The sequence below is a fragment of the Roseobacter insulae genome (assembly GCF_019375555.1).
Lineage (GTDB): Bacteria > Pseudomonadota > Alphaproteobacteria > Rhodobacterales > Rhodobacteraceae > Roseobacter > Roseobacter insulae.
Window position 1 is genome coordinate 1 of sequence record NZ_JAHXDN010000005.1, and the last position, 22,283, is coordinate 22,283.

General features: G+C 58.5%; 18 protein-coding genes. 4 read left to right on the forward strand and 14 right to left on the reverse strand.

Annotation, left to right across the window (positions count from 1 at the left end; genetic code table 11):
* Positions 1–180: 180 nt before the first annotated feature.
* The 10 genes from KX928_RS17060 to KX928_RS17105 form a co-directional block, all read right to left on the reverse strand.
* Entirely contained in the window at positions 181–1,266 is a 1,086-nt protein-coding gene (locus KX928_RS17060) for an ABC transporter ATP-binding protein (RefSeq protein ID WP_219505123.1), read from the reverse strand.
* A complete protein-coding gene (locus KX928_RS17065; protein WP_219505125.1) occupies positions 1,263–2,054 on the reverse strand; it encodes an ABC transporter permease in 792 nt (263 codons plus the stop codon). Before KX928_RS17065 ends, KX928_RS17060 begins: the two co-directional genes overlap by 4 nt.
* Positions 2,051–3,037, reverse strand: a complete 987-nt coding sequence (locus KX928_RS17070) for an ABC transporter permease (protein WP_219505128.1) — start codon at positions 3,035–3,037, stop codon at positions 2,051–2,053. Before KX928_RS17070 ends, KX928_RS17065 begins: the two co-directional genes overlap by 4 nt.
* 80 nt (positions 3,038–3,117) lie before the next feature.
* Positions 3,118–4,224, reverse strand: a complete 1,107-nt coding sequence (locus tag KX928_RS17075; protein WP_219505129.1) for an ABC transporter substrate-binding protein — start codon at positions 4,222–4,224, stop codon at positions 3,118–3,120.
* A gap of 59 nt (positions 4,225–4,283) precedes the next feature.
* Positions 4,284–5,378, reverse strand: coding sequence for an NAD/NADP octopine/nopaline dehydrogenase family protein (locus KX928_RS17080; RefSeq protein ID WP_219505132.1), 1,095 nt, complete (start codon positions 5,376–5,378; stop codon positions 4,284–4,286).
* A complete protein-coding gene (locus KX928_RS17085) occupies positions 5,375–5,962 on the reverse strand; it encodes a peroxidase-related enzyme (RefSeq protein WP_219505134.1) in 588 nt (195 codons plus the stop codon). The genes KX928_RS17080 and KX928_RS17085 overlap by 4 nt, the downstream gene beginning before the upstream one ends.
* Complete coding sequence (locus tag KX928_RS17090; protein WP_219505136.1) at positions 5,959–6,435, reverse strand: hypothetical protein; 477 nt, start codon at positions 6,433–6,435, stop codon at positions 5,959–5,961. Before KX928_RS17090 ends, KX928_RS17085 begins: the two co-directional genes overlap by 4 nt.
* On the reverse strand, positions 6,432–7,904 hold the full coding sequence (locus KX928_RS17095; RefSeq protein ID WP_219505138.1) for an NAD(P)-binding domain-containing protein: 1,473 nt from the start codon (positions 7,902–7,904) through the stop codon (positions 6,432–6,434). The genes KX928_RS17090 and KX928_RS17095 overlap by 4 nt, the downstream gene beginning before the upstream one ends.
* 37 nt (positions 7,905–7,941) lie before the next feature.
* A complete protein-coding gene (locus tag KX928_RS17100) occupies positions 7,942–9,279 on the reverse strand; it encodes an MFS transporter (protein ID WP_219505139.1) in 1,338 nt (445 codons plus the stop codon).
* Positions 9,276–10,733: an aminotransferase class V-fold PLP-dependent enzyme gene (locus tag KX928_RS17105; RefSeq protein ID WP_219505141.1), complete on the reverse strand. Its 1,458-nt coding sequence runs from the start codon at positions 10,731–10,733 to the stop codon at positions 9,276–9,278. Before KX928_RS17105 ends, KX928_RS17100 begins: the two co-directional genes overlap by 4 nt.
* 108 nt (positions 10,734–10,841) lie before the next feature.
* Between KX928_RS17105 and KX928_RS17110 the strand changes: the two genes are divergently transcribed.
* Positions 10,842–11,306 carry an Lrp/AsnC family transcriptional regulator gene (locus KX928_RS17110; protein WP_219505145.1) on the forward strand — a complete coding sequence of 155 codons (465 nt, stop codon included), beginning with the start codon at positions 10,842–10,844 and terminating at the stop codon, positions 11,304–11,306.
* A gap of 735 nt (positions 11,307–12,041) precedes the next feature.
* Here the strand turns inward: KX928_RS17110 and KX928_RS24355 are convergent.
* The 3 genes from KX928_RS24355 to KX928_RS17125 form a co-directional block, all read right to left on the reverse strand.
* On the reverse strand, positions 12,042–13,355 hold the full coding sequence (locus KX928_RS24355; protein WP_444518281.1) for a 2Fe-2S iron-sulfur cluster-binding protein: 1,314 nt from the start codon (positions 13,353–13,355) through the stop codon (positions 12,042–12,044).
* 1,314 nt (positions 13,356–14,669) lie between these two features.
* Positions 14,670–15,155: a YHS domain-containing (seleno)protein gene (locus KX928_RS17120; RefSeq protein ID WP_219505148.1), complete on the reverse strand. Its 486-nt coding sequence runs from the start codon at positions 15,153–15,155 to the stop codon at positions 14,670–14,672.
* 107 nt (positions 15,156–15,262) lie between these two features.
* Complete coding sequence (locus tag KX928_RS17125) at positions 15,263–15,673, reverse strand: VOC family protein (protein WP_219505150.1); 411 nt, start codon at positions 15,671–15,673, stop codon at positions 15,263–15,265.
* 180 nt (positions 15,674–15,853) lie between these two features.
* On the opposite strand from KX928_RS17125, the gene KX928_RS17130 reads away from it, so the two are divergent.
* Positions 15,854–16,741 (forward strand): AraC family transcriptional regulator, encoded by an 888-nt coding sequence (locus KX928_RS17130; RefSeq protein WP_219505152.1) that lies wholly within the window; start codon positions 15,854–15,856, stop codon positions 16,739–16,741.
* 78 nt (positions 16,742–16,819) lie between these two features.
* Entirely contained in the window at positions 16,820–17,959 is a 1,140-nt protein-coding gene (locus KX928_RS17135; protein ID WP_219505154.1) for an alpha/beta fold hydrolase, read from the forward strand.
* A 1,758-nt stretch (positions 17,960–19,717) separates the two neighbouring features.
* On the opposite strand, the gene KX928_RS17140 is transcribed toward KX928_RS17135, so the two are convergent.
* Positions 19,718–20,200, reverse strand: coding sequence for an SRPBCC family protein (locus KX928_RS17140; RefSeq protein ID WP_219505156.1), 483 nt, complete (start codon positions 20,198–20,200; stop codon positions 19,718–19,720).
* A 94-nt stretch (positions 20,201–20,294) separates the two neighbouring features.
* Between KX928_RS17140 and KX928_RS17145 the strand changes: the two genes are divergently transcribed.
* Positions 20,295–21,980, forward strand: coding sequence for a winged helix-turn-helix domain-containing tetratricopeptide repeat protein (locus KX928_RS17145; protein WP_219505158.1), 1,686 nt, complete (start codon positions 20,295–20,297; stop codon positions 21,978–21,980).
* Positions 21,981–22,283 lie beyond the last annotated feature (303 nt).

Genomic DNA, 22,283 nt, shown 5'->3' on the forward strand with positions numbered 1-22,283 from the left:
ACCAAAACCTGAACAGAGCTAACCTAAATTAGCGGACTCATCGGGGAGCAGGTCAACCGGTATCGACTCAGCTCGTCCTTTCAAAATCAAATCGTGCGACTTCGACATCTTGACGCGACCGCGGCTTGCCTGTCGGGGAAACTGACTGAGCCCTGAAGCGAACCGGATCGATTTGACGCTTCAGTCTCTGAGAACGGCCATGTCCTTACTGTCCCAGCCCATCCAGATAGGGTCTGCTCCGAAAGTGCCACCGGCCTCGGCATCCACAAAGGCACGCAGAATTGCGCCTTCGGTCTGATCGACCGCCAAATCCACTGCCATGCGGCTTCCCAGAAATGTCTTGCCAACGATCTTGCCCTTCACAGCATTTTCAGCGAAGGGACGCTCGGCAGACAGCCCGAGTTTTTCCAGGCGAACCGACGCAGTGATGTTACCCCCCACCGCCGACGTGAAACCCGGCGCGAGGCCCGTCAGGTTCTGACCAAACCAATCCATCACAATCTTGTCGCCATCCTGGCCCCGCAATGTACCGGACAAAAGGTTGGTGTCACCGACAAACTCGGCCACGAAGCGAGAGGCCGGGTGAAAATACAACTCTTCCGGCGTGCCGTCTTGTTCGACCCGGCCCTTGTTCATCACGACGATCCGGTCGGACATAGTCAGCGCCTCCTCCTGATCGTGGGTCACGAAAAAGAAGGTCTTTTGGGTGCGGCGCTGGATGGATTTCAGCTCCAACTGGACTTGCCCGCGCAGTTTGGCATCCAGCGCCCCTAAAGGTTCATCCAGCAGCAAAAGCGCTGGATCCGGTGCCAGGGCGCGCGCAAGAGCGACGCGCTGACGCTGACCGCCTGACAGTTGCCCGGGGTAGCGGTCGACATAGCTTTCAAGTTCGAGAAAGGCCATGATCTCGTCGGAGCGTTTTCGGATCGCAGCCTTGTCCATCCCTTTCAGTTCCAGACCGAAGGAAATGTTCTGGCGGACGGTCATATGCGGAAACAGCGCATAGTCCTGAAACACCATGTTCACATGACGTTTCTCGGGCGGTTGAAGGGTCACGTCTTCACCATCCAGAATGACCCGGCCCGAGGTCGGGCGCTCGAAGCCCCCCAGAATGCGCAGCGTGGTGGATTTGCCACACCCCGACGGCCCAAGGAAGGTCACGAACTCACCGCGCGCAATGTCCAATGTCAGATCGTCAAGGGCCACCGTATCACCGAAGTGTTTGGAAACGCCTTCAATACGAACAAGCGAGGCAGGGGCGGTCATGAGTTTGTATCCTTGTTGGTACGGCGGGTGAAACGTTCGGCCCAGATGCCGATGGCAGCTGTCAGCACCAGCGCCACGGTCGCAATGGCATTGATTTCGGGGGACATGCCTGATCGCAGCTTTGCGAAGATCAGGACAGGCAGCGTCGGTTCGTAACCGCCAAGGAAGAACGAGCGGACAAAATCGTCAAAGCTGAGCAGCAGACAAAAGATGCTGGCACCCAGGATGGCAGGGATCAGGTACGGAAATGTGATCCTGAGAAAGGCGATGATTGGGTCAGCGCCCAAGTCCCGTGCCGCTTCGATCTGACTTTTGGGAAGGGTGGATAGCCGGGCCATGACGACAAGGGCGACGAAGGGGACGTTGTGGACCGCGTGCGCCCAGATGATGGCACCCATGCCCGGCTCTATCCCCAAAAGGCGGGCGTAGATGCGAAAGGCGATGGCCGAGATGATACCGGGCACCAGTGCCGGCAGAATGGTCAGCCCGAAGATGGCCGCCCGTCCCAGAAACCTGCGCCCCTCAAGCAGCACCGCGATCCATGTGCCGACCACCACCGATATCAGTGTCGAGAGCACCGCGATGGCGATGGAATAGGTCAGGGTCGACACGACTTCGGCGTCGGCAAAAACGCCCAGATACCAATCCAGGGTCCAGGATTTGATCGGAAACCCGATGAATTTGCTGTCCTTGAACCCCATCAGGATCATCAGCATCAGCGGCACGAAGACATAAAGCACAAAGGCCCAGTAGATGCAGGACAGAAGGATGCGATTGCCGCGGGTCATTTCGTATCCCCTTTTCGAAGGGCGTACATCAGTTTCTGGAATATGCCCGTCAGCAGCATCGCTGTGACAAACATGATTGTGGCAAAGGCCGCACCGGTGGGCCATTCATCCCCCGCCACGTGAAAGAACCCGGCGATGGTTTCGGAAAATACCGTGGTGGAGGGCCCACCCAGGAGGACCGGTGTGGCGTAAAACCCGGTGGAGATCAGGAAGACCAGCGTGCAGCCCGAAGAAATCCCCTCAAGCGTCAGCGGCAGGGTAACGCGGCGGAACCGGGTCCATGCCCCTGCGCCAAGATCAGCGGCGGCCTCGCCATAGCTTTTGGGTAGTTTCTCGAGCGCGGAATAGAGCGGCAGCAGCATGTAGAGGGCGGTCAGGTAGACGATTCCTATGCCCATTGAAAAGCTGGTGTACATGAACGGAATCGGTCGGTCGATCAGGCCGAACCATTTCAGCACAAGGTTCACAGCGCCGGTGTTCCCGAGAAGGATCATGATGGCATAGGTGCGGACGATCTCGCCGACCCAGAACGGGATCAGCAGCAACAAAAGCATCAGCAACTGGTTCCTGCGGCTGACATGGCGGGCCAGAAAGTAGGCCACCGGGAACGTCAGGATCAGGGTGCAGAAGGTAAGCGTTCCGGCAAAGATCAGTGTCCGGAAAAATGGTTGCCAGAAGATGCGCTCGCCAAAGAACCGCGCATAGTTGTCGAGCGTGAAGTGCTGTTCGACGCCCGGAGCCACGGGGTAGGCATCGGTCAGGCTGACCCTCAACATTTGCAGCATGGGACCAAGATGCTGGGTCAGGACCCAAAGAATGGGAAAGGCAGCAAGGATGACGAACTGCCGCCGCGGCGATGCCGTGACCAGCTTCATCAGCGCAGTATAGGGCGTCCAGACGGACAGCCACCCCCAAAAGGTGCGGTCTGACTTCTCCGGGGCGACGCCAGCGCTTTTGGTGCGCGTCGTTGTATCATTGCTCATGCAGGACTTCCTGGGTCAACCGGGCCTTGTCCTTGCCCGTTCGTCGGACGGGCAAGGACGGGTTCAGATGCAGCCGGTCATCAGGCGGCTTTGACCGCTTCGACGGCCGGGTCAACAAGGCTGTATTTCATCTCGTTTGCCTCGGCGCGGAAGAACTGCAGATTTGCCAGTTGTTCTTCCGGGAAGGACGTCGATGCCTTTTCAAGGTCGGTCAGATAGTTCGACGCATCCTTGTAGGTCGAGATGAAGCCCGATGCCTTGGTCATCGATGCACCGATCTCGGGTGACGCCAGGATTGCATCAAGGAAGGTATAGGCGTTGTCGACGTTCGGCGCGTTGTTGGCAATGTTATAGGTGTAGACAAAGCCATATGAGCCTTCTTTCGGGATCGACATGGCAAGCGGGAAGCCATCGTTGATCAGCGCCGCCGCCGGTCCGTTCCAGCTGTGACCAAGCGCAATATCCTGGTTGACGAACATCTGCTGCACTTCCGCGCCGCTGTCATAGTACTTGCGCACCAGAGGCTTCTTGGAGATCAGGAATTGCTTGGCCTCCTCAACAATGGCCGCAGCCTTTTCCGGATCGTCCATATAGGCGACCATATTGCCATCGTAACCCAGCTTCAGCATGACAATCGACATCATGTCCTGAATGATATAGGCGGTCTGGCCCTTGTATTTCTCCGAGAACAGAACATCCCAGCTTTCGGCCTCTTCGGCGCTGACAATATCAGTGTTGTAGGACAGAACCTCCATACCCGACAGGATGGGAGCGCCCCACTTGTTGCCATTGATCGTGGACCAGTCGCTTTCCGAGAAGGTCGGGTTGATGTTGCCCCAGTTGCTCAGGCGGCCCGTGTCCAGCGGCGCCAGAAGGTCGCTGTCGATGAACTGCAAAAAGCGGTGACCAGCCACGGTCATGATGTCCACGGTCGGGTTCGGCGCTTCGGCGGCCAGCAAGTTGAACTGCTTGCCTTGATCATCGACGAGCCGCACGTTGACCTTGATCCCGGTATCGGCCTCGAATTGTTCTTTGAAGGCCTTGGGGACAAAGTCGTTGTAGGTCCAGATATTTACCTCTCCGCCAGCGGCTTTCGCGTGACGCAGGTACACCGGGCTGGCCAGCGCCGCGCCAGTCATGGCGGCGGTGCCGAGGAAGCGGCGTCGGTTGAATGATAGTTTGGTCATATCGGGCGTCTCCTTGTTGGTTCAGATTTTGTCCGTATCATTTTTAGTCACGACACCATTCAGGGCGTCGGCTGCAGCAACCCGGTACGGGCGGCCTGTTGCAGGTCGTCAAGGCTGAAGCGGTCAAGCTCCAGCGCGTTCAGGATTTCATTTTCGGCCGGGAAGTCGCGACCGTACATGGCCGAGAATATCTTGATCCCGGCTTCGTGCAACGTCGCAGGCTGGCCAGTCAGCCGGCCCAGAACAGCGGTCAGTTGCAACCCATAGGGCACGTCTTCGGTGACATAGCGGCTGTTGGCCGTCGCGGGGCCGGTGCCGCCGTTGCCTTGCGCGTGCATTTGCTGGTTCATCTCGGAAATCGAGGCCACGGGGACGTGGAAGCTAAGGTGGAAGTGTTCGAAAATCGTCTTCACGTCGAGGCCAAGCGCCTTGGCAATGGCCAGCCGTTCGAGATCAAGCTGTTCCAGCAATCGTCCGATTTTCGGCGTCACGTTCTGGCCCTGGCTCCAGGTCTCGCCCCGTTCCATGCGCGTGATGTTACCCAGGGCGATGCCGAGATGGTTCTGCGGGTTCAGATTTGACAGCGAAATCGCCAGCAGCCCGTCGCGCGTCTGAAAGCGGTCTCCGAACAATTTGCGGCAGAGGTTCAGAGCAGCATCGGTGTCTGCTTTGGGAACCGAACACATGTCGACACGGGCGCGGACGGTGTTGATCTGCACCGCAGCTCCGTCCTGCCGCCGCCCGGTGACAACGGTTGTTCCCCAGGCGGTGATCGGGGCACGGACGCCCCGCGCGGCCAGCAGCTGCGTCAGATAGACCGCCCCAAGCGAGGCGTGGGACGAGATGATGACCTGTTGACCCTCCCGAATATGCGGGGCCAGCGCGTCCATCACGGTCTTGTGCCCGTAGGCTGGCAAAGCAATCACCAGCGCGTCGGTGTCTTCGGCAAGTTGTTTTGCGGAGTTGGCGATGGCCGGCGTAAATTCCGCCTCAATAGCGCCCGAGGCGGAAAGGGGTGCAGTCTCCAGGGCCGCGGTTCCCGCCCCCGACGGCGACCACAGCATCGGGTCATGACCTTGCTCGTGCAAAAGCGCTGCCGTGCCGAAGGCGATCGAGCCTGCGCCTGCGATCCCTATGCGCATCGGCGCGCTCATGCGCCGGTCTCCTTGCGGACAGGGTCGCCCAGAACATGCATCAACCGATTGGCCCAGCCGAACAAGGCAGAGGACAGGATCAGGTCAAGGATTTCCGCGTCTGACAGCCCCGCATTTCGCAGCGCATACATGTCGGTGGGCCCGGCAGCGGGCGGCGCTTCGGCGGACTTCCGTGCGAAGTCGAAAATTGCACGGTCCCTTGCGGTCAGATCGGCGTTCTCGCCCCTGGCGAAAAGCTCATCAGTAATGGTTGTGTCTTTTTCAAGCTGGGCATGGCGACTGGCATGGACAGCGGCGCAATAGATGCAGCGGTTGACCATTGAGGCCGCAAGCGCCCCAAGCTCGCGTTCCGCGCGCGACATGCCGCCCGGGTCGTACATGATCGCGTTGAACAGAGGCGAGCGGACCGCAAGGCTTTCGACATCATGGGCCAGCGTCAGGACATAGTCCGACACCTTTGTGTTCGAGGGAGTGACCTGAAGCGCTTCAAGCTGTTCGGGCGTCGCCTCGTCCAGTTTCACAGGTGTCACCCGAGGCTGCCAGTCGGGCACGTTGCGGGTGAATTTGTGGAGGACGCGGTTCATCCGGCAGTGCCTTGCATCAAGCGCAGGCCCGCGATCACGCGGGTCTGATAGGCCAGGAAGGCGACAAGTTCGCACAGACGAACGACATCGGCATCCGAAACGCCCGCAGCCTGCAGACCGGAAATGTCTTCAGCCGCGACGTCGCGGGTCTGGTTGGCGACTTTGTCGACGAAGGTCAGGATATGGCCCTGATCCGCATCACTTACTCCCGGATCAGCAAGCCCTGCCTTGTCCCCGGCAGCTGATGCATAGTGGTCTGCCAGTGCATCCTCTCCGGCCTGACGCGCAACGCGTGCTGCCAAGGCTGCCCGCAGATCGTGGCCGAAGGCACCGCAATCTTCCGGACGCAAAACCGCTTGTTCCGCGGCCTGACTCATATTGAAAATGTTCGCCCTGCTTGAGGCGGCACTTGCCAAACCACTGTCCGGTGTTAACCCGGATTTTTTCAGAATCGTCGTCTCAAATAGTGTCATGCTACCTGACCTTCCCGCGTTTTTGTGCCGGTCTCAAGGTCTGTTGCCTCCCATTCGTCGCCCAAAAGCTCGGGCTTGTCGTAGTCCTGCATGCCCTGCCAGTGCTTTTCGATGTCCTCGGAGTAAAGCGTGGCGGCAATCGCACGCGACAGCCATGCAGCCCCGTCGCTTATGCCGGGAATGTCGCCGCTGACTTTACCAAGGCTGGCCGAGGCACCGTAGTTGAAGCAATATACATTGCTCAGCCAGGGGGCCTGTCCCGGCGATTTTTCACGGAACGTGAAGTCGGAATTCAGATAGGGAAAACGCCCCAGATCGCCGGATTCTTCACCCTCGGGCGGGGTATAGACGTCCCGCCACAGCAGGATTTCCCCCGCCGTGTCGCCAAATTCGGTGCGGGCCATGGGGTCAATGACGAAACCCGTGCCAAGGATCACGAAATCGGCGTCGTAGGAGGTACCATCCGCGAAATGAACGGTTGCGCCGTTACCCTTGGGGTCGATGCGCATGGTGGCCTTTCCGAAATGAAAATAGGCATTGGCGTGACGGCTGACCCGCATGGTCGAACCGCGCGGCGAAGGTGTTTGTGTCGCAAAGCTGTACTGCATGAAACGCCACCGCCATTCGTCGCTCATCCCGGCGAAACCGGCGGTGAAGCCGAAGCTGCCAATCCCCATCATCTTGTTGACGGTCGGCATTTCCTTGCGCCGGATCAGATGACGTACTTCAGCGGCACCGTGTTCAAGCGCTTCGGCCGAATTATCGACCGCCGACGCGCCCACACCGATGACAGCGACGCGCTTGCCCCTGAGGCTGGCAAAGTCGATCTCGTCGGCACTATGCGCCCACAGATGACCGGGTAAGTCCTTGATGAACCCGGGAATATTGGGGCCTCCCGTCCCATCGCGGCCGGTGGCAAAGACGAGCTTGCGGGTCAGAACGGTTTCACTCGTTGCGCCCGAAACCGTCAGCCGCAAGAGATCACCTTCGGGGTCGACGTGATCAACCGAGACGCCGTTTTCCACAGGAACATCCAGGACATCGCGATACCAGCAAAGATAGTCCATCCACATGGTGCGCGGTATCTTGTCGAGTTCGTCCCATGCCCTCGTGCCGAACTGGGCGCGATACCACGCCTGAAACGTCAGGGAACCGTGCCCGAAGGCCGGACCTGTCAGGGTTTTGGGGGAGCGCAGGGTCTCCATCCGCGCATAGTCAAGCCAGGGTCCTTCGCGGCCCCTGTCGGCCCGATCCAGCACGCGGACATTCCGCATGCCGCCGGTGGCCAGCGCAAACCACGCGAGCGTACCGCACATGCCGCCACCGATGATCACCACGTCCGACACGCCATCGCGCGGTGGCACCCAGTCTTTTCCGGGATAGCAGAGAAACTCCAGATCCTCCTTCAGCCGCGCCTCAAGCGCAGACAGGCCCCTGGCGTCGATGGGCGACAGATCGTCGTTACTCATGGTCGTGATCCTTTGAACGCACTGTTTCGGGGTGACATCAGATTGTCCCTTGCCTCCACGTCGAATGCAACTCGTCAATGTGGAAGTCATGGACGTGGCTATGATGCGGTCCGCTGGCGGGGACCCGTTTCAGGTGCGGATGATCGGCAGGAAGGTCGGGATGGGAGTGATCGCGCTTCAGGGGATCATGGGCGGGCCAGACGGACATGCCGGCTGTTGCGACGACCGCGCCGACGACCGACAGGATCAACAGCGACGTTTCAAGCGAGACCATGCCCCCCAACCATCCCGCCAGGGGATAGGCTACCAGCCAGCCTGCGTGGCTGAGCGAAAACTGCGCCGCAAACACTGCGGCGCGATCCTCGCTGACGGCAGATCGTGTAATGACCAGCCCACCGGGTGTCAGAACCAGCGAAGAAGCGACCCCGAATGTGGCCCAGATCACGGGCAACGCCGGAAACGGTATGGGCGGCAACAGCGCGAAGATCGCGCCGGTAAGGGCAAAGCCATAGGCCCCCGCCAGCATGACCGGACGTTCGGTCGTCTGTCTCAGCAGCCGTGGGACAACGAACGCCCCGATACCCGCACCAAGCCCGTAAAAAGCCATGAGCATCGGGAAAAAGCGTTCGGCGTCGCCCAGTCTTGCACCCGCGTAGATGACCGAGTTCACAAGCACCCAGGCCATCGCCAGCGACAACGCCAGGTTTAACAGGAACAGGCCGCGCAGGCGCGGCGTCCGTGCATAGATCCGCAAACCCAGGCTGGCCCGTGTCAGGAAAGACCCCTTGCGGTCGGTAGTTTTCCGGGCCGGGAATCCGGTGATGAGCAAAGCCACGACTGACCCCAGGAAGGACAGGGCCGCCGCAAGAAAAAGCGTCTCGCCGCTGGCAACGTTCAGAAGGGCCGCCGCGATGAGGGGGCTCAGCACGGCCTCCAGCGTATAGGCGATGCGCGACCAGGCCAGCGCCTTGGTATAGGCTGCTTCCTCGGGCAGGACGTCCGGGATGATGGATTGAAACAACGGTGTAAACCCTGCCGCCAAAGCAAAAAACGCGAACGCAAGTGCTGCGATGGCCCAGGTCTCGGTGACAAAAGCCATGGGCACGAGCAGCAGCATCCGCCCCAGATCCAGCAAGACCATTGCACGTTTCCGCGGAACGCCGGCCAGAAAGGTCTCGGCCAGAGGTGCCAACACGACATAAGCGACCATTTTCAGCGCCAGAAGCATCCCCAGCACCTGTCCGCCCGTTACGGGTCCGCCGATCCGGTAAGCTGCAAGCGACAAGGCAACAGTCAGCAGGCCCACCCCCAGAAGCGAACAAATCTGGGCCGCAAACAGTCGGCGGAACGACCTATTCGCCAGTGGGCTGGTCACGACACAAGACTTTCTTCGGGTTCTGGCATTGGGGAAAAGCGCGCAGTCGCGGGATCCGCCCCATAACAACTCTGGTATCTTGCAGCGTCCGACGCCAGATTGTCCACCGCCGCGATAATCACGTCTGCTTTCTCATCTGTCAGCAGCGCCGAAAAGTTCAGCCGGACCCAGCCGGGTTTCTCTAGTTCTTCGCCGCGCGCAATGGCCGCGCGGATCGCCTCGGAACTGTCCCTGTCCAACCCGAGCAACCTGTGGGCATAGGGGCCGGCACAGGCGCAGCCACCACGCGCCTGAACGCCGTGAATGTCGCTGAGCAGTCGCGTAAAGAACTGGTGATGCACATGGCCGCCCGCGCCATCCCCTATCCGCAGGGAAAAAATCGGCAGGGCGGGGGCATCCTGCGCACCCAGTATCTCGATACGTGAGTTCCTTTTCCAGACGTCAAGTGCGCGTTTGCGCAATGTCCCGTGCCTCTGGTCCATCCAGTTTTGCCCCAGAGCTTCCTTCACAAGCATGCACAATGCCACCCGGATGTCTCCGGTGACGTTCGGGGTTCCGCCTTCCTCTCTTTCACAAAGCTGTGCCGCATAGATATGCCCCCAGGGCGAGACGAAACTCACGGTGCCTCCGCCGGGCACGGTTGGCACTTTCCGGCGTACGATGGCGTCACGCAGGACCATGATCCCGGAAGACCCCGGCCCGCCAGGAAACTTGTGTGGAGAAAACACGATCGCGTCCCTTGTGGCATCGCTGTCCGCGCGCATGTCCATTTCCAGATAAGGCGCAGCGCAGCCATAGTCCCATATGGCCAGCGCGCGATGCTGTTTGAGCAGCCGTGTCACCCCGTCAACATCCGTCACGATGCCCGTGACATTAGACGCGGCCGAGAAAGCTCCGACAACCAGATTGGCATCCTCAACACTTTGCAGCACGCGCCGAAGCGCCTCTAAATCCGGACCACCATTCGGACCTTCAGGGGCTTCGATCACCTCGGCACCGCTTTCGCGCCAGGGCAGGATGTTCGAGTGATGCTCGTAGGGTCCGATGATGACGACTGCGCGGCCGGTCTCTGCGACAGTCCGAACATCAAGCAACCCGACCAGCCGGTTGATCCCGGAAGTCGACCCCGACCCGGTGAAGACAACGCTCATCCCATCCACGGCACCGACCATCCGGGCGATTTCGGCCCGTGCTGCTTCCCGCAGCCGGGTGGTGAATGCTCCGCAGTAGGAGGCTTGCGTATGGCTGTTGGCGTAATAGGGCAGCACCTGATCGCGGATGAAATCCTCCACCTGTGTCAATGCCCGGCCCGACGCGACATAGTCGGCATAAAGAAGCGTTCGGGGGCCGAACGGCCCTTGGATTTCGATCCCGTCGCCAATCACCCCTGTCCTGATGTGGTCAGCAACGTCAGGGCGCGCCAGTGATGCCTTGAAGTCGTCCAGATGTGACATGAAACGCGATCCTGTTGGCCTGCTTATGTCTACTTTGACACAGGTAGTCCGAAAAAAATCACTCGTTTCCGGGTGTATGACTGCAATATTTCCTGTAATGATCGAAAAATGGCAGTGAAATTAGATCAAATTGACCTTCGCCTTCTGGAAGAGTTGCAGCGGGATTCTGGGCAATCGCAACGGGCGCTAAGCGATCGGGTCGGACTTTCGCAGAATGCGTGCTGGAGGCGGCTGAAGGCTCTGGAAGCCAGCGGTGTGCTTTGCAAGCGCACCGTCGTTCTGGATCGTGCCCAACTGGGCATGGGTCTGGTCGTCTTCGTGATGGTGAAAACGCGCCACCATTCCGCAAGCTGGCTAAAGCAGTTCCGCAAGCATGTCTCGACGATCCCCGAGGTTATCGACTTCTTTCGCATCGGCGGTGAATACGACTATCTGCTGAAGATCGTGACGCGGGACATGCTTGGATACGATGACGTGTACAAACGCCTGATTGACGCGGTCGAACTGGAAACCGTGACCTCATATTTCGCGATGGAAGCGATAGAGGAACAGCGCCCAATCCCTTTGACCTGATGTGGCGCGGCACCTGATGCACAGTTGCATTTCCGGCGCAACATGTCCCCATCGCCTGGACCCGCAAGACAATCAGTTGTTCAAATGAACGAGCACTGGATCGGAACCGCCCTGCTGCTGAGGGCGGCAGCTTTGTGTACCTTGCAGCACTCTGTGCAATCTGCTGCATTCGCCGCTCAGATCGCGAATGGCCGGTTCAGGTAACGGCGGCGTTCGCTGCGTGATCCGCGAACTAGCGAGACGCGGGGCAAAGTGAGCTTTCGCTGCAAACACGCAGATGTCCGGATTTTTTGTGATTCAGGCAATCGGATCGTTCGTTACGTAAATTGAACGAACCCGACCCTTCGGACCAAGCCTTATCTTCATCTGATGATTTCGAAACTAACTCAAATTTGATCGCCTTTAACTTCGGTACAACCGGTTGGTGGAGGGACGTGGTTCCATCATCGCGGCGCCGGGCACCGTCAGGTCGATAGCGATCGAAGCGGCAAGCAACGATCGGCGGCGCGGCTGAGGTCGCGGTGTCCGATGCGGCGGACGATCACATCGCGCCGGTTGCATATGCCTTCTGGGCCGGGGTGACATGATGAATACTATTGATTTGATCGACCATTGCTGTCGAAAACTGCCAGCTGACCAAGCGCCAATGCTTATGATCTTCTCAAAACTCGGGCATGCTGGCATGGAAAAACGTCAAGAATTTCTTTTTTGGCAAAGCCACAAAAATGGAACCTGCTAAAGATCGATGGTCAGCCTGAGACCCGGGCCGCAGCCGTCCTGATCTTGTGAAGCATGCGGCACTGAGCAGCATAAGAGAACCTGATCGTTGGCACGAGCGGCCGCAGGATCGCGAATATATGCAACCTCGCCACAAAGGGCGCGCACGGCGCATGTTCCGCAAACCCCGGATCGACACGCATATTCCGGAGTGAGACCGGCGGCCAATGCGAGATCGAGCAGCGTGCCGCTCTCCGGCGTCCATGTGACGTCCACGCCGGTTTTTGAAAAGCGGACACCGACTGGCCCCGAGGCCAAATTTTTGCCGATCGTGGCCGGATCGCCGATCACAGTTGCGGGACCGAAAGCTTCATAGCGGATGCTTTTCGGGTCAACTCCAAGTGCCCGGAGGGACACATATGTATCGCGCATGAACTGCGTCGGTCCACAAAGATAATAATCGGCCTCATCCCGTGGTAGAAACTCCGCGAGCAAGACCTGATCTATCCGCCCCTCGCTATGTGGCAGGCTGACCCCGCGTTCACTGTCACTGCCCTGACTGAACCGAATATGCGAGCGCATGGTGACCAGTTCGCCACTGAGAGCTTCCAGCCTGGAAAGAAATGCGGCCTGGTGTGGGCTTTTGGCTCCGTGCAGGAAAACAACTGGGCGCGACCGCTGCGTCAACGCGATGTGCTCCACCATTGCGATCATCGGCGTTATTCCGATGCCCGCCGAGATGAACACAGCGGGCCGGTCGCTCTCTTGGTCCAGAACGAAAGATCCGCGCGGGGGCCTCGCACCAATCTCTAGCCCAGGGTTTGCAAATGCGTGCAGATAGGGGCTGACCAGCGCACCTTCGCCTTCGTCCTTGATCGAAAGCCTGTAGCTGTTGCCGCCCGGCGGATTCGAAATCGTGTAGGTTCGATCAAGCGGCAACTTTTGGTTGGGAAGCTTTATTTGGATTGGAAGAAACTGACCTGGCTCATGTGCCGGTAAGGGTCTTTGATCCGCACGCATCAACCAAAGGGACAGCACTTTGTCGCTTTCTCGTTCTACTTCGGTCACGCGCAACGGCATGATTTTGTCAAGGCCTTGCTTCACCGACATCTTTTGATCGGCCTCGTCCCAGGTACCGGTTCGGTTCAGGTCGCCGGAATAGCTGTCGAACCGGAACCGATAGGGCAACGCGCCTTCGATGCACACCACGTCCTCCGGCCTGAACCGGATCAACCGCTGGGCGCCGGTGAAGGCATCGACCAATGCACCGTCCCAGACAATCTCTGCAACGCCGGTCGCGTGCAGAATATGGCCGTTGTCGAAATCCGGCACCAAAAGGCCCATCTTTGGGTTCACGACAAGATTTCCAACCGTGTTGAAGTGATTATTGCCGGAATAGTCGGGGACCAGGATCGTATTGCTGTCTTCCATCCGGACAAACCCGGGTTTGCCGCCACGGTGCGAGACATCGGCGCCCCGCGACGCCGAGCCTTTGAATCCCAGGTAAGCGGAGGCAATAAAGATTGTGTCTGCCTTCGAAAATATTGCCCTGTGCGATGCGTTGAAGCGCGACGTCCGCAACGATTTCCGATTGTCTGAAGGTCGCGCCGCACCGACAATGCTGCGCGCCTGGATGTATTGGGGGCAGTTGCCGAATGTTTGCCGTATCCCAACCGCGAACCCCTTTGCGTCTACCGCAGATATGGTTCCCGTCAGCCGGTTGCGCCGCCGCGCGGCAAGGTCAATCCCGAGGATACCGATCTCGGTCCCCTCAGCGAGGGTGCGATGAAACGGGTCCCCGGGCGCAGGCAGTGCGTCGATGCGAAGTGTCCGTGGGTCCGGGCTGGACATGAAACCCGACGGACCGGCAAGTATGGTCGCCCAGGGTCTATCCAACCCGTTGACGCATCCAATGATGACCATTTCCAGATTCTCATAAAACGCAATGTGCTGATCTGGCATATGATCCCGGACAACTTGTCGGGCAAAGGCCTCAATATCTTCGCGGACGCCATATCGCGTCTGAACTTCACGTTCGCCATGATGGAAGGGAGAGAGATGGTCTGTAGTATCTGACATAATTCTATGTCCTCGTATTGACGTGTGACGCCTGGACAGTCGGCAGTTCGGTATCGCGCTACAAGAAACGCAGAATGGCGTGCCTCTGGATTTGGGTGGCCCCGGCCGGAAGGGAGAGAGTCAACCCTTGGGGGGAGACCAGCCGGAGCCGATCAGGGACACTCAGGCTATATCCCGTGACCATTTCTGATTTTGGCAACGGTGGCGTCTTTATCCGCAACGTGGCTTGCTATCACGCTTGGGCCCACCACACACCAGGCGACACCATTAGGGCTGAGAAAATCGATCTGAGGATCGGTGATCACCAGCGCAGCATTGCCGGGTGTGACATCAAATCCGGGGTCAGGCAGTCCAGACCCCCCGGCCGAAGCGGACATCAGGTTTAGTAGGCCAGCGACGATCCCACAGGCTGCTGCGAGGTTTAAAAAAGCGCGTGCGGCGGGTGCTGTGCCCTCCGATGTGTTGGGGCTATCGCCAAGAAAGCGGGGGGAACTTAGGGGCATCATGGTTCTGACCTATCTCGGCTTTGGGAACGTGTGGCGCGAATTTACGCGCCACACCGCAACATCAAAGCTCAGTGGCTGGAACGCTGCGGATATCGGGCCAGTTCGCGGCAGCGTCGGCGATGACGCCGGCTTGCTCCTTCTGAAACAGGCGCATGACCGCTTCGTTCAGAAAGACGTAGAGTTTGCCGTCGACGATCGCGGCGAATTTGGGATCGCCGTCGAACTTCTTACCCTTGGACACGCCAAAGGTGCAAAATCCACCGTTCTGCGGCAGGAAGGCGCTCGGGTCGGCCTCGAATGCATTCCGGTTTGCGGCTGATGCGAAGTAATACGCCACCCCATCATGGTCGGCGGCGAAACTGGCCGCGCCATCAAAGCGGTTTCCAAGGCTCAGGAACGCGACCGGGTCAATGCCGTGGAGACCAAGTGGGGCGCCGGAAGCCGTCAGGCCTGACGATACATTGTACTCGTCCGCCGCGAAGGCCGGAGCAGTAAGGGCGAGCGCGCAAACACATGCAGTCTGAAGCGTTTTGGCAAGAGATTTCATTGGTATGCCTTTCTGATTTGGGGGGAGTAGAGAGGGTCAAGGGTTCGATTGTCGCTAAGTCTCGCGAAGGTTCGCGTAGACTTGAGGAACATGAGGCTGGTGGGGGGTCACGCACCTGCCGCGATGAATTCGACCCGGATGCCGCCAGGGATGGCGCACATCAAGTGCCTGGTCGGTCCGCCCATCAGGGGTTCCGGCGCGAATTCGATCTCAACGCCGTCGTGGGACGCAAGCTCCTTGTGCAGGGCGGTCAGCGCGTCGTCGTCGGCGACTTTGATGGCAAGGTGGTGCAGACCGATGACGTTCTTGCGGTCGAAGGGGACAGCGTTATAGGGGTCCACAGCCTGCCAGAGAGTAATCATCGTCGCGCCATCCGACAGGAAACACGCGGGATAGTCGGGAATTTCCCCAATGACTTCATAGTTCAGGGTGTCGGTAAAGAAGGCACGGGTTTCAGCCAGATCCGGAATTGTTAGTCCGATGTGGTGAGCACCCTGGGTGGTAGGTTGTTTTGTCATTTCGATTTCCTTTTTCGATTCGAGGCGTCGATGTGCCACGCTGTTGTGGAGACGAAGATGACCGTTTCGTCTGCAGGCGCCTTTCAGAATTACCCGTTTCAAATTCCGAACGATTGCCACGGCGTTTCGAATTCTCGTTCAAATCCGTTATGCTGATGCGAGAATTTCTGGGGACGAGCGTTGAAACAGTTACTCGATCTTGTTGGCCCACCGCGCGCCGAGCTGCCGCTCTGGGGCAAGCGTGTGGCGTTCGACGACTTCTTTGTAGAGCTGGTGCCCGCGGGGAGGCGCGACTTTAATGTCCGTCTGACAGACGCGTTTGCGAGTATCAGTTTCGCCGGGGACGAAGGGCGGAGTTCACTGGCCGGAGACCGGTTGCGCAAATACGACCGGCGCCCCTACGAATACATCGTGGCGCCTGCAGGGTTTCCCCTAAAGGGCCACTCATCCAACGCGCCCGAGGTCCTCGTGATCGTGTTTCCGTTTGACACCCTGCGCGAAGATCTCTCCGCGGCCCTTCAGCTCAAGAGCGACCTGCTGGAACCCCGGGTCATCATCGGCGGCCCGATGCCATTTCCGACGGAGCTGGCGAAACGCATTCGAAGGCACATCCTCGCCGATGATGTCTCCGGCGACTATCTCAGGTCGCTATGTTTCGTTCTGCTGGTGGAGATGCTGGCCCTGCCGCTGGATCAGCGGGCCAGCGGCAGGGCGAAGCTTCTTGACAAGAAAATCCTCGATGCATCGCTCAAATACATCGACGCGAACCTCGATGCTGACCTTTCGGTATCCGTTCTGGCGCGACTGTGTGGTGTGGAGGATCACCAGTTTTCCCGGGCGTTCAAACAGATCGTGGGAGAGACGCCACACAGGTTCGTTCTGGCGCGCCGCATCGACACCGCGCGCGGGCTGCTGGCGAAGTCCGATGCGCCGATTGCCCAAATTGCCTATGCGACCGGATTCTCCTCGCAAAGCCACATGACCACGATGTTTCGCCGCCATCTCGGCCTCACCCCTGCCGTGGTACGCAGGGGCGGCATGGCTGCTTCGGTTGCGTCCGAAACCTGAAACGCAGAATTCTGAAAGGCGCGGCAAGGCCCGCGTGACATGTTTGCGCCGGACCGCAACAGTTCGGAGCCATCGCAAATGACAATCTCACACATATTCTGCAAGCGCCGCTGTGTTTCCCGCAGCAAATCGCTGCTCTGGCCGCTGCTGCTGGTTGCATCCGAGGGCATTGCCCTGCCGCTGCCGGACAGGGCAGTCGCCGACACTAACGCCACAGCCACTACTGAACTTTTCGAGGAACCTCTCATGCAAGTCACCACGATAGCCCCCCAAGCCCATCTCGCCCATGGGCTGGAATCCGCAGTAGATGCGGATGAAACATTTGATGGCACCTGGCCGTTCGAGGCACATTACATCGGCATCAAAGACGCGCAGATGCACTATGTCGACGAGGGCGCGGGCGATGAAACCCTGCTCCTGCTGCATGGTGAACCGACCTGGGGCTACCTTTTTCGCCACCAGATAGCCGAATGGTCCCGAGAAGCGCGGGTGATCGCGCCCGATCATCTTGGCTTCGGCAAGAGCGCGGTACCTGTGGATCGGACCTATTGGGTCCAGGATCACATCGACAACCTCGAAACTTTTGTGCTCGAGCTGGATCTGAAGGGTCTGACTTTGGTCATGCATGATTTTGGCGGACCCGTGGGAATGGGTCTGGCCGCCCGGCATCCCGACAGGATCAGAAGGATTGTTTCACTGAATGGCCCTACGCCCTTTGGCCAGCCGGATCTGGCAGACCGTTTGACTGCAAATGCCAAGGTGTCGCCGTGGTTTCGCTGGATCATCGAGGCCGACAACGATGGCACGCTGGAAACGGTGTTGGGCAATCTCGACTACAACATCCTCTCGACACTGAACCTGAACGGGTTCGAGCGGACAAGCATCATCAATGACACCTGGATTTCCGCCTATGGAGCCCCCTTTCCGTCGCCGCTGCACGCCCTGGGGCCAATCGGCTGGGCGAAAGGCGTGGCGACTGGAACCCATCAGTTCGAAGTTCCTGATGAGGACGCGCGGAAAAGAATTACGCGCCTGCCCGCCCTGGCCATCTGGGGACAGGAGGATCGGACACTGCACGCGACCCACCTGCTGCCGCTCTTCACGGACCTGTTTCCGGACGCGGAGGCGCATGTCCTCGCGGGTGTCGGGCACTACAGCCCGGAGGATGCATCGGAGGACATCACGCGCCTGGTTCGCGATTTTATTTTCGGCCCCTGATCTTCAGCGACAGTGGCCGGAGCCTCAACCTTGGTGCGCGCGACACTTCGAACGCTCGTTCAACTGGCAAGATGCCAAAGCTGGCCACGCGCCAGCGGTCAAACGGGTTGTGATCCACGTATCCATTCCTGGCACTGAGAGCGGGCGTCAAAGTTCAGGCTACAAGTTACTGGAGACGCAATATGACCGACTACAGATCAAAATCCGTCTCGATGGAAGCCGATCTTCTCAATGGTGCGGCTCGTCGCGCCAACCGCTATCTTGCTGACATCGCTGAGATGGATGTCTTTCCGAAAGAACCGGCGCTCCCGTCCTTGTCTCGCTTTGATGAAACCCTGCAGGACAATGGCTTTGACGCTTGCGAAACACTTGCTTTGCTGGATGATGTTGGATCACCGGGCACTGTGGCCTCGAACGCTCCTCGCTATTTTGGATTTGTCATTGGAGCGACAATCCCCATTGCTGCAGCGGCCCAGAGAATGATGCTCCGCTGGGATCAGTGCGCTTCGACCTATACCAACTCTCGGTCGGCTGATGTTATTGAAATGGTTGCTGCGCGCTGGATACCGGGCATTCTGGACCTTCCGCGTGACAGCGGAGTTGCCTTCGGCACACCCGCAACTTCCTCCACGGTTGTTTGCCTCGCGACGGCGCGTCGCGCTTGGCTATTGCGGAAGAATTGGAACCTGGATGTTTTTGGGCCAAAGCACGCGCCTGAAATCCGGGTTGTTCGAGACGATCCGTCAACTACTCGGTACCGACACGTCCGCGCAAGCCGAGCCGACCGACGCCGATGCGGTCCCGCCGCTCACCCTCAGGGAGCGGTGTCCGGATTGTGGTGGAGGGATGCGGATCGTCGAGACCTGCCGGCTTGGCGAGCGTCCTCTGACCCGAGCTCCGCCCAGAAAGTCCGCCGCATGATGACAAGGCCGTCCCCTTCGCCGACCCCGATCAGAACCGACCCCTCGTTCTGGAAACCAAGGCTTCGTGCTTCCGACAATCTCCGGACCCGAAACCATATCGCAGTGCGGGCCTCGCGGACCGTTCGTCGGCCAAGGCTGCCTCATAGTAGCCGCAGCAAAGACGTATGTTGCGGCCCACCGATCCAGCGCTCCGACAGTGCCGTCCGCAACGCCGTCCCGCTTTCCCCACGGGCTGCGACCAGACCCCCGCGGCTTCCTCCCTCAGAGATTTTCCAACGCTGGCCGCGGTCGGTCCAATCATCAAGTTCGCACTCCGGTCCACATCGGAAAATCTTCATAGTCACTGCACTTCACTCGAATGTCAGCTTCGGGAATTTCAGGCAAGTTATCCACCATATTGCAAAGATCACGCCCGGTGTCGCTTGCCTGTTCACTCAATCATATTCGCTGATACCAAAATGGAATTCCCTGTTTATAAACTAAAGGAAATCGTATCTAACCCACTGAATTCTTTGAAGCAATCTAGGCAATGCGCTCGAACATCAGCAAAATCGGCAGTTTTTCCCTGTATTTTCCCTGTTAACAGGGAATTTCACGACAGACTGGATAGCTCGGGACGGCCTGCACAGCCAACCACCTCTCTAAAATCGGACGGTACGATTGTTGCCCGAGGTAGAGGTGCGTTTTCCGTAAGGTACCGGCATCTCCACTTCCGGCAGTCTGCCTATGCTCGGCAAGTGAGCTGAGATCTGTTTCTTCCTCCGTTTTGAGGCAGAGTCTGTCCCAATGAAGGAGATAGACAGAGTGAAGATACCACGGTTCTGCGAAGAACAGATCATCGCGATCCTGAAGCCGCCAGTAACAAGTCTATCGCCGCCAGGCCCGCTTCGATCTCGTCTACTATGACCTGTTCCATCGCGGGATCATCGGATGAAAAGTTTGCAGACCACTCGATCAACGGCTTGCCCAGGGGTTCGACCGACAGGGTCGCGGTGTGGTTCTCAACCGGCGAAGACGACCTGACGGTCTTGTAGGTGTAAGACAACCCGGCCTCCTGAGCGATGCGTTTTTGAGTGACTTCGTCCCCACCTTCCAGGGTCAACACGCGGACCAGTGATCCATCCATGACCTTCAGGGAACAGCCGCTCACTTTCGGGTGCCAGTCGTCGATGTCGCAGAAATCGCCGATAGTATGCCACGCCCTTGTCGGCGACGACTGAAGCTCGAGCGAACGCTTGACCTTGTAGTCCGCGGCCCACGCGGTTGTCGCACTGAGCAGGCTGATGGCGGTGGCGGAGACTTTCGCGATGATTGTCATGGTCTTTCCTTTCATGTTTGCTTGCACCCGGGAGAATTATCTTGCCTCACGGTGCAACTCTTCGCAGGTTCAGTGGGGCATGGAGGCGTCTGAAATGTCCGGAGAAAAATCTGAAAAATCCTTGAATTCGTCCACAACTGTTCCCCTGGGCAGCTTCGAGTTTTCACTGGAGTCAAAGGAATTGCTCGACGCCTCGGGGAAACCGATCCATCTGCGCCGTCAGAGTGCTGAGGTTCTCGCCTATCTGGTTGATCGACGTGGCGAGACCGTTTCCAAGGACGAGTTATTCGAAAATGTCTGGGCAAAGACGATAGTCACCGATGACAGCCTGTCGCAATGCATCGCTGATATCAGGCGCGCGCTGAGCGATGCGGATCACAGATTAGTCCAAACCCGCCCCAAGAAAGGCTATCGTCTGGCGCCGACGTCCCGTCTCAAGACACCTGGACCACAATCAGCAGTACCAAGGATCGAGCGTCGCAAAATGCCAAGACTGGCACTGGCAGGACTAACCGTAGTTCTGGCTCTGGGATTTGGCACCTTTTGGATTCTGGGAAACGGACAAAACCCATCAGCGACTGACCTGATGCTACCGACCAAACCCTCAATTGCAGTCCTGGCTTTTGATGATCACAGCGTTGGTGCCGACGCGAATTACCTGAGTGACGCAATCGCCGAGGGCGTCATTGCCGATCTCTCCCGATTTCCCGAACTATTTGTGATCGCCCGTAATTCGAGCTTTAGCTTCCGCGACGCGCCAACCGAGGTGTCGAAAATCTCCAAGGCGCTTGGGGTGCGATACCTGCTGGAAGGGAGCCAGCAAAAGAGCGGTGACCGGTTGCGCGTGACAATTCAACTTATCGATGCTGTCGAGGGGCAAAATCTCTGGTCGCAGGTTTACAACAGCGATCTGAGTGATGTTTTCGCAGTCCAGGATGAGATCGTCCGAAAGACCGTCGCTACGGTGGCGCAAAAGATCATCAACTCCGAAGGGCAGAAGGCGACTGAGACCGACGAAGCGAAACTGACCGCCCTGCTTCTGAACCTGAAAGCACGTCAGCATCTTTTTGATTTCACACCGGAGGGGAACGAAAAGGCGCGGCTGGCCAATCTCGCTGCAGTGGCAGCTGATCCCACGCAGCCTTTCGGTTATGTCGGGCTGACCTTTGTTCACATCAACAAGTATCGCTGGGGGTGGACGGATCAGGACCCCATCGTGGAATTGAACGCAGCGCGAGATTACGCGCGTAAAGCCATAGAACTTGCGCCGGACTACTATGACGGTCATTCGGCGATGGCGTACCTGCATATTCAGGAGGGAAAACTCGACAAGGCGATTGCCCGTTACCGGCAAGCGCTGGAGCTGAATCCGAATGATACAGGGGCAATGGCCTCGCTGGCCGAGGCGCTGACCTACAGCGGTCAGGCCGAAGCGGCGGAAGACCTGATGCTGAAAGTCATTCGCCTCGACCCGCGTCACCAGGATTGGATCAAGTGGAACCTTGCATGGGTTCAATGGCACACGAAAAACTGCAACGAGGCGCTGCAAACCATGAACGCCATGTCCGAGATACCGCCAATGGCATATCGCGTCCTGGCGATCATTCAGATTTGCCGAGGCGATACAATCGAAGCCAACCAAGCGGTCGACCATTTGCTTGAGTTCGATCCGGAATATTCACTTGCAGACGTTCGCCACAACTACGATGGAAAGTATGCGAATGTCTCGGACCTGGAACGTGTGCTGAACAACCTCCGCCAGGCAGGTTTGCCGGAATAGTTCATGTTTCAGGATTGAAGATACATGGCGTCGCCCGAGAGGCTACCGAATGCGACTGCCAGCTGGTATCAGTTTTGAGCCTCCGCAGATTGACGCTGATAATGACGATCGTCGGCCAAGGCAGCACCCCCTGCGCGCGTTACAACCACGCCTATCTCGAAGCGCACCGGTATCACCGATGGATCATGCCTCAGACTTCGTCCAAGGCATCGAAACCACGGCTGGAGAGACAACTCCCTGCACTGCAGCGCAGATTACGGGAATGTGATCCGCACGCACAACGTCATCGATGAATGCAGCCGA

Excerpts from the sequence above, each read along its gene's own strand:
- KX928_RS17060 (WP_219505123.1), bottom strand. The coding sequence starts at position 1,266 with ATGACCGCCCCTGCCTCGCTTGTTCGTATTGAAGGCGTTTCCAAACAC.
- KX928_RS17065 (WP_219505125.1), bottom strand. The coding sequence starts at position 2,054 with ATGACCCGCGGCAATCGCATCCTTCTGTCCTGCATCTACTGGGCCTTT.
- KX928_RS17070 (WP_219505128.1), bottom strand. The coding sequence starts at position 3,037 with ATGAGCAATGATACAACGACGCGCACCAAAAGCGCTGGCGTCGCCCCG.
- KX928_RS17075 (WP_219505129.1), bottom strand. The coding sequence starts at position 4,224 with ATGACCAAACTATCATTCAACCGACGCCGCTTCCTCGGCACCGCCGCC.
- KX928_RS17080 (WP_219505132.1), bottom strand. The coding sequence starts at position 5,378 with ATGAGCGCGCCGATGCGCATAGGGATCGCAGGCGCAGGCTCGATCGCC.
- KX928_RS17085 (WP_219505134.1), bottom strand. The coding sequence starts at position 5,962 with ATGAACCGCGTCCTCCACAAATTCACCCGCAACGTGCCCGACTGGCAG.
- KX928_RS17090 (WP_219505136.1), bottom strand. The coding sequence starts at position 6,435 with ATGACACTATTTGAGACGACGATTCTGAAAAAATCCGGGTTAACACCG.
- KX928_RS17095 (WP_219505138.1), bottom strand. The coding sequence starts at position 7,904 with ATGAGTAACGACGATCTGTCGCCCATCGACGCCAGGGGCCTGTCTGCG.
- KX928_RS17105 (WP_219505141.1), bottom strand. The coding sequence starts at position 10,733 with ATGTCACATCTGGACGACTTCAAGGCATCACTGGCGCGCCCTGACGTT.
- KX928_RS17110 (WP_219505145.1), top strand. The coding sequence starts at position 10,842 with ATGGCAGTGAAATTAGATCAAATTGACCTTCGCCTTCTGGAAGAGTTG.
- KX928_RS17120 (WP_219505148.1), bottom strand. The coding sequence starts at position 15,155 with ATGAAATCTCTTGCCAAAACGCTTCAGACTGCATGTGTTTGCGCGCTC.
- KX928_RS17125 (WP_219505150.1), bottom strand. The coding sequence starts at position 15,673 with ATGACAAAACAACCTACCACCCAGGGTGCTCACCACATCGGACTAACA.
- KX928_RS17135 (WP_219505154.1), top strand. The coding sequence starts at position 16,820 with ATGACAATCTCACACATATTCTGCAAGCGCCGCTGTGTTTCCCGCAGC.
- KX928_RS17140 (WP_219505156.1), bottom strand. The coding sequence starts at position 20,200 with ATGACAATCATCGCGAAAGTCTCCGCCACCGCCATCAGCCTGCTCAGT.
- KX928_RS17145 (WP_219505158.1), top strand. The coding sequence starts at position 20,295 with ATGTCCGGAGAAAAATCTGAAAAATCCTTGAATTCGTCCACAACTGTT.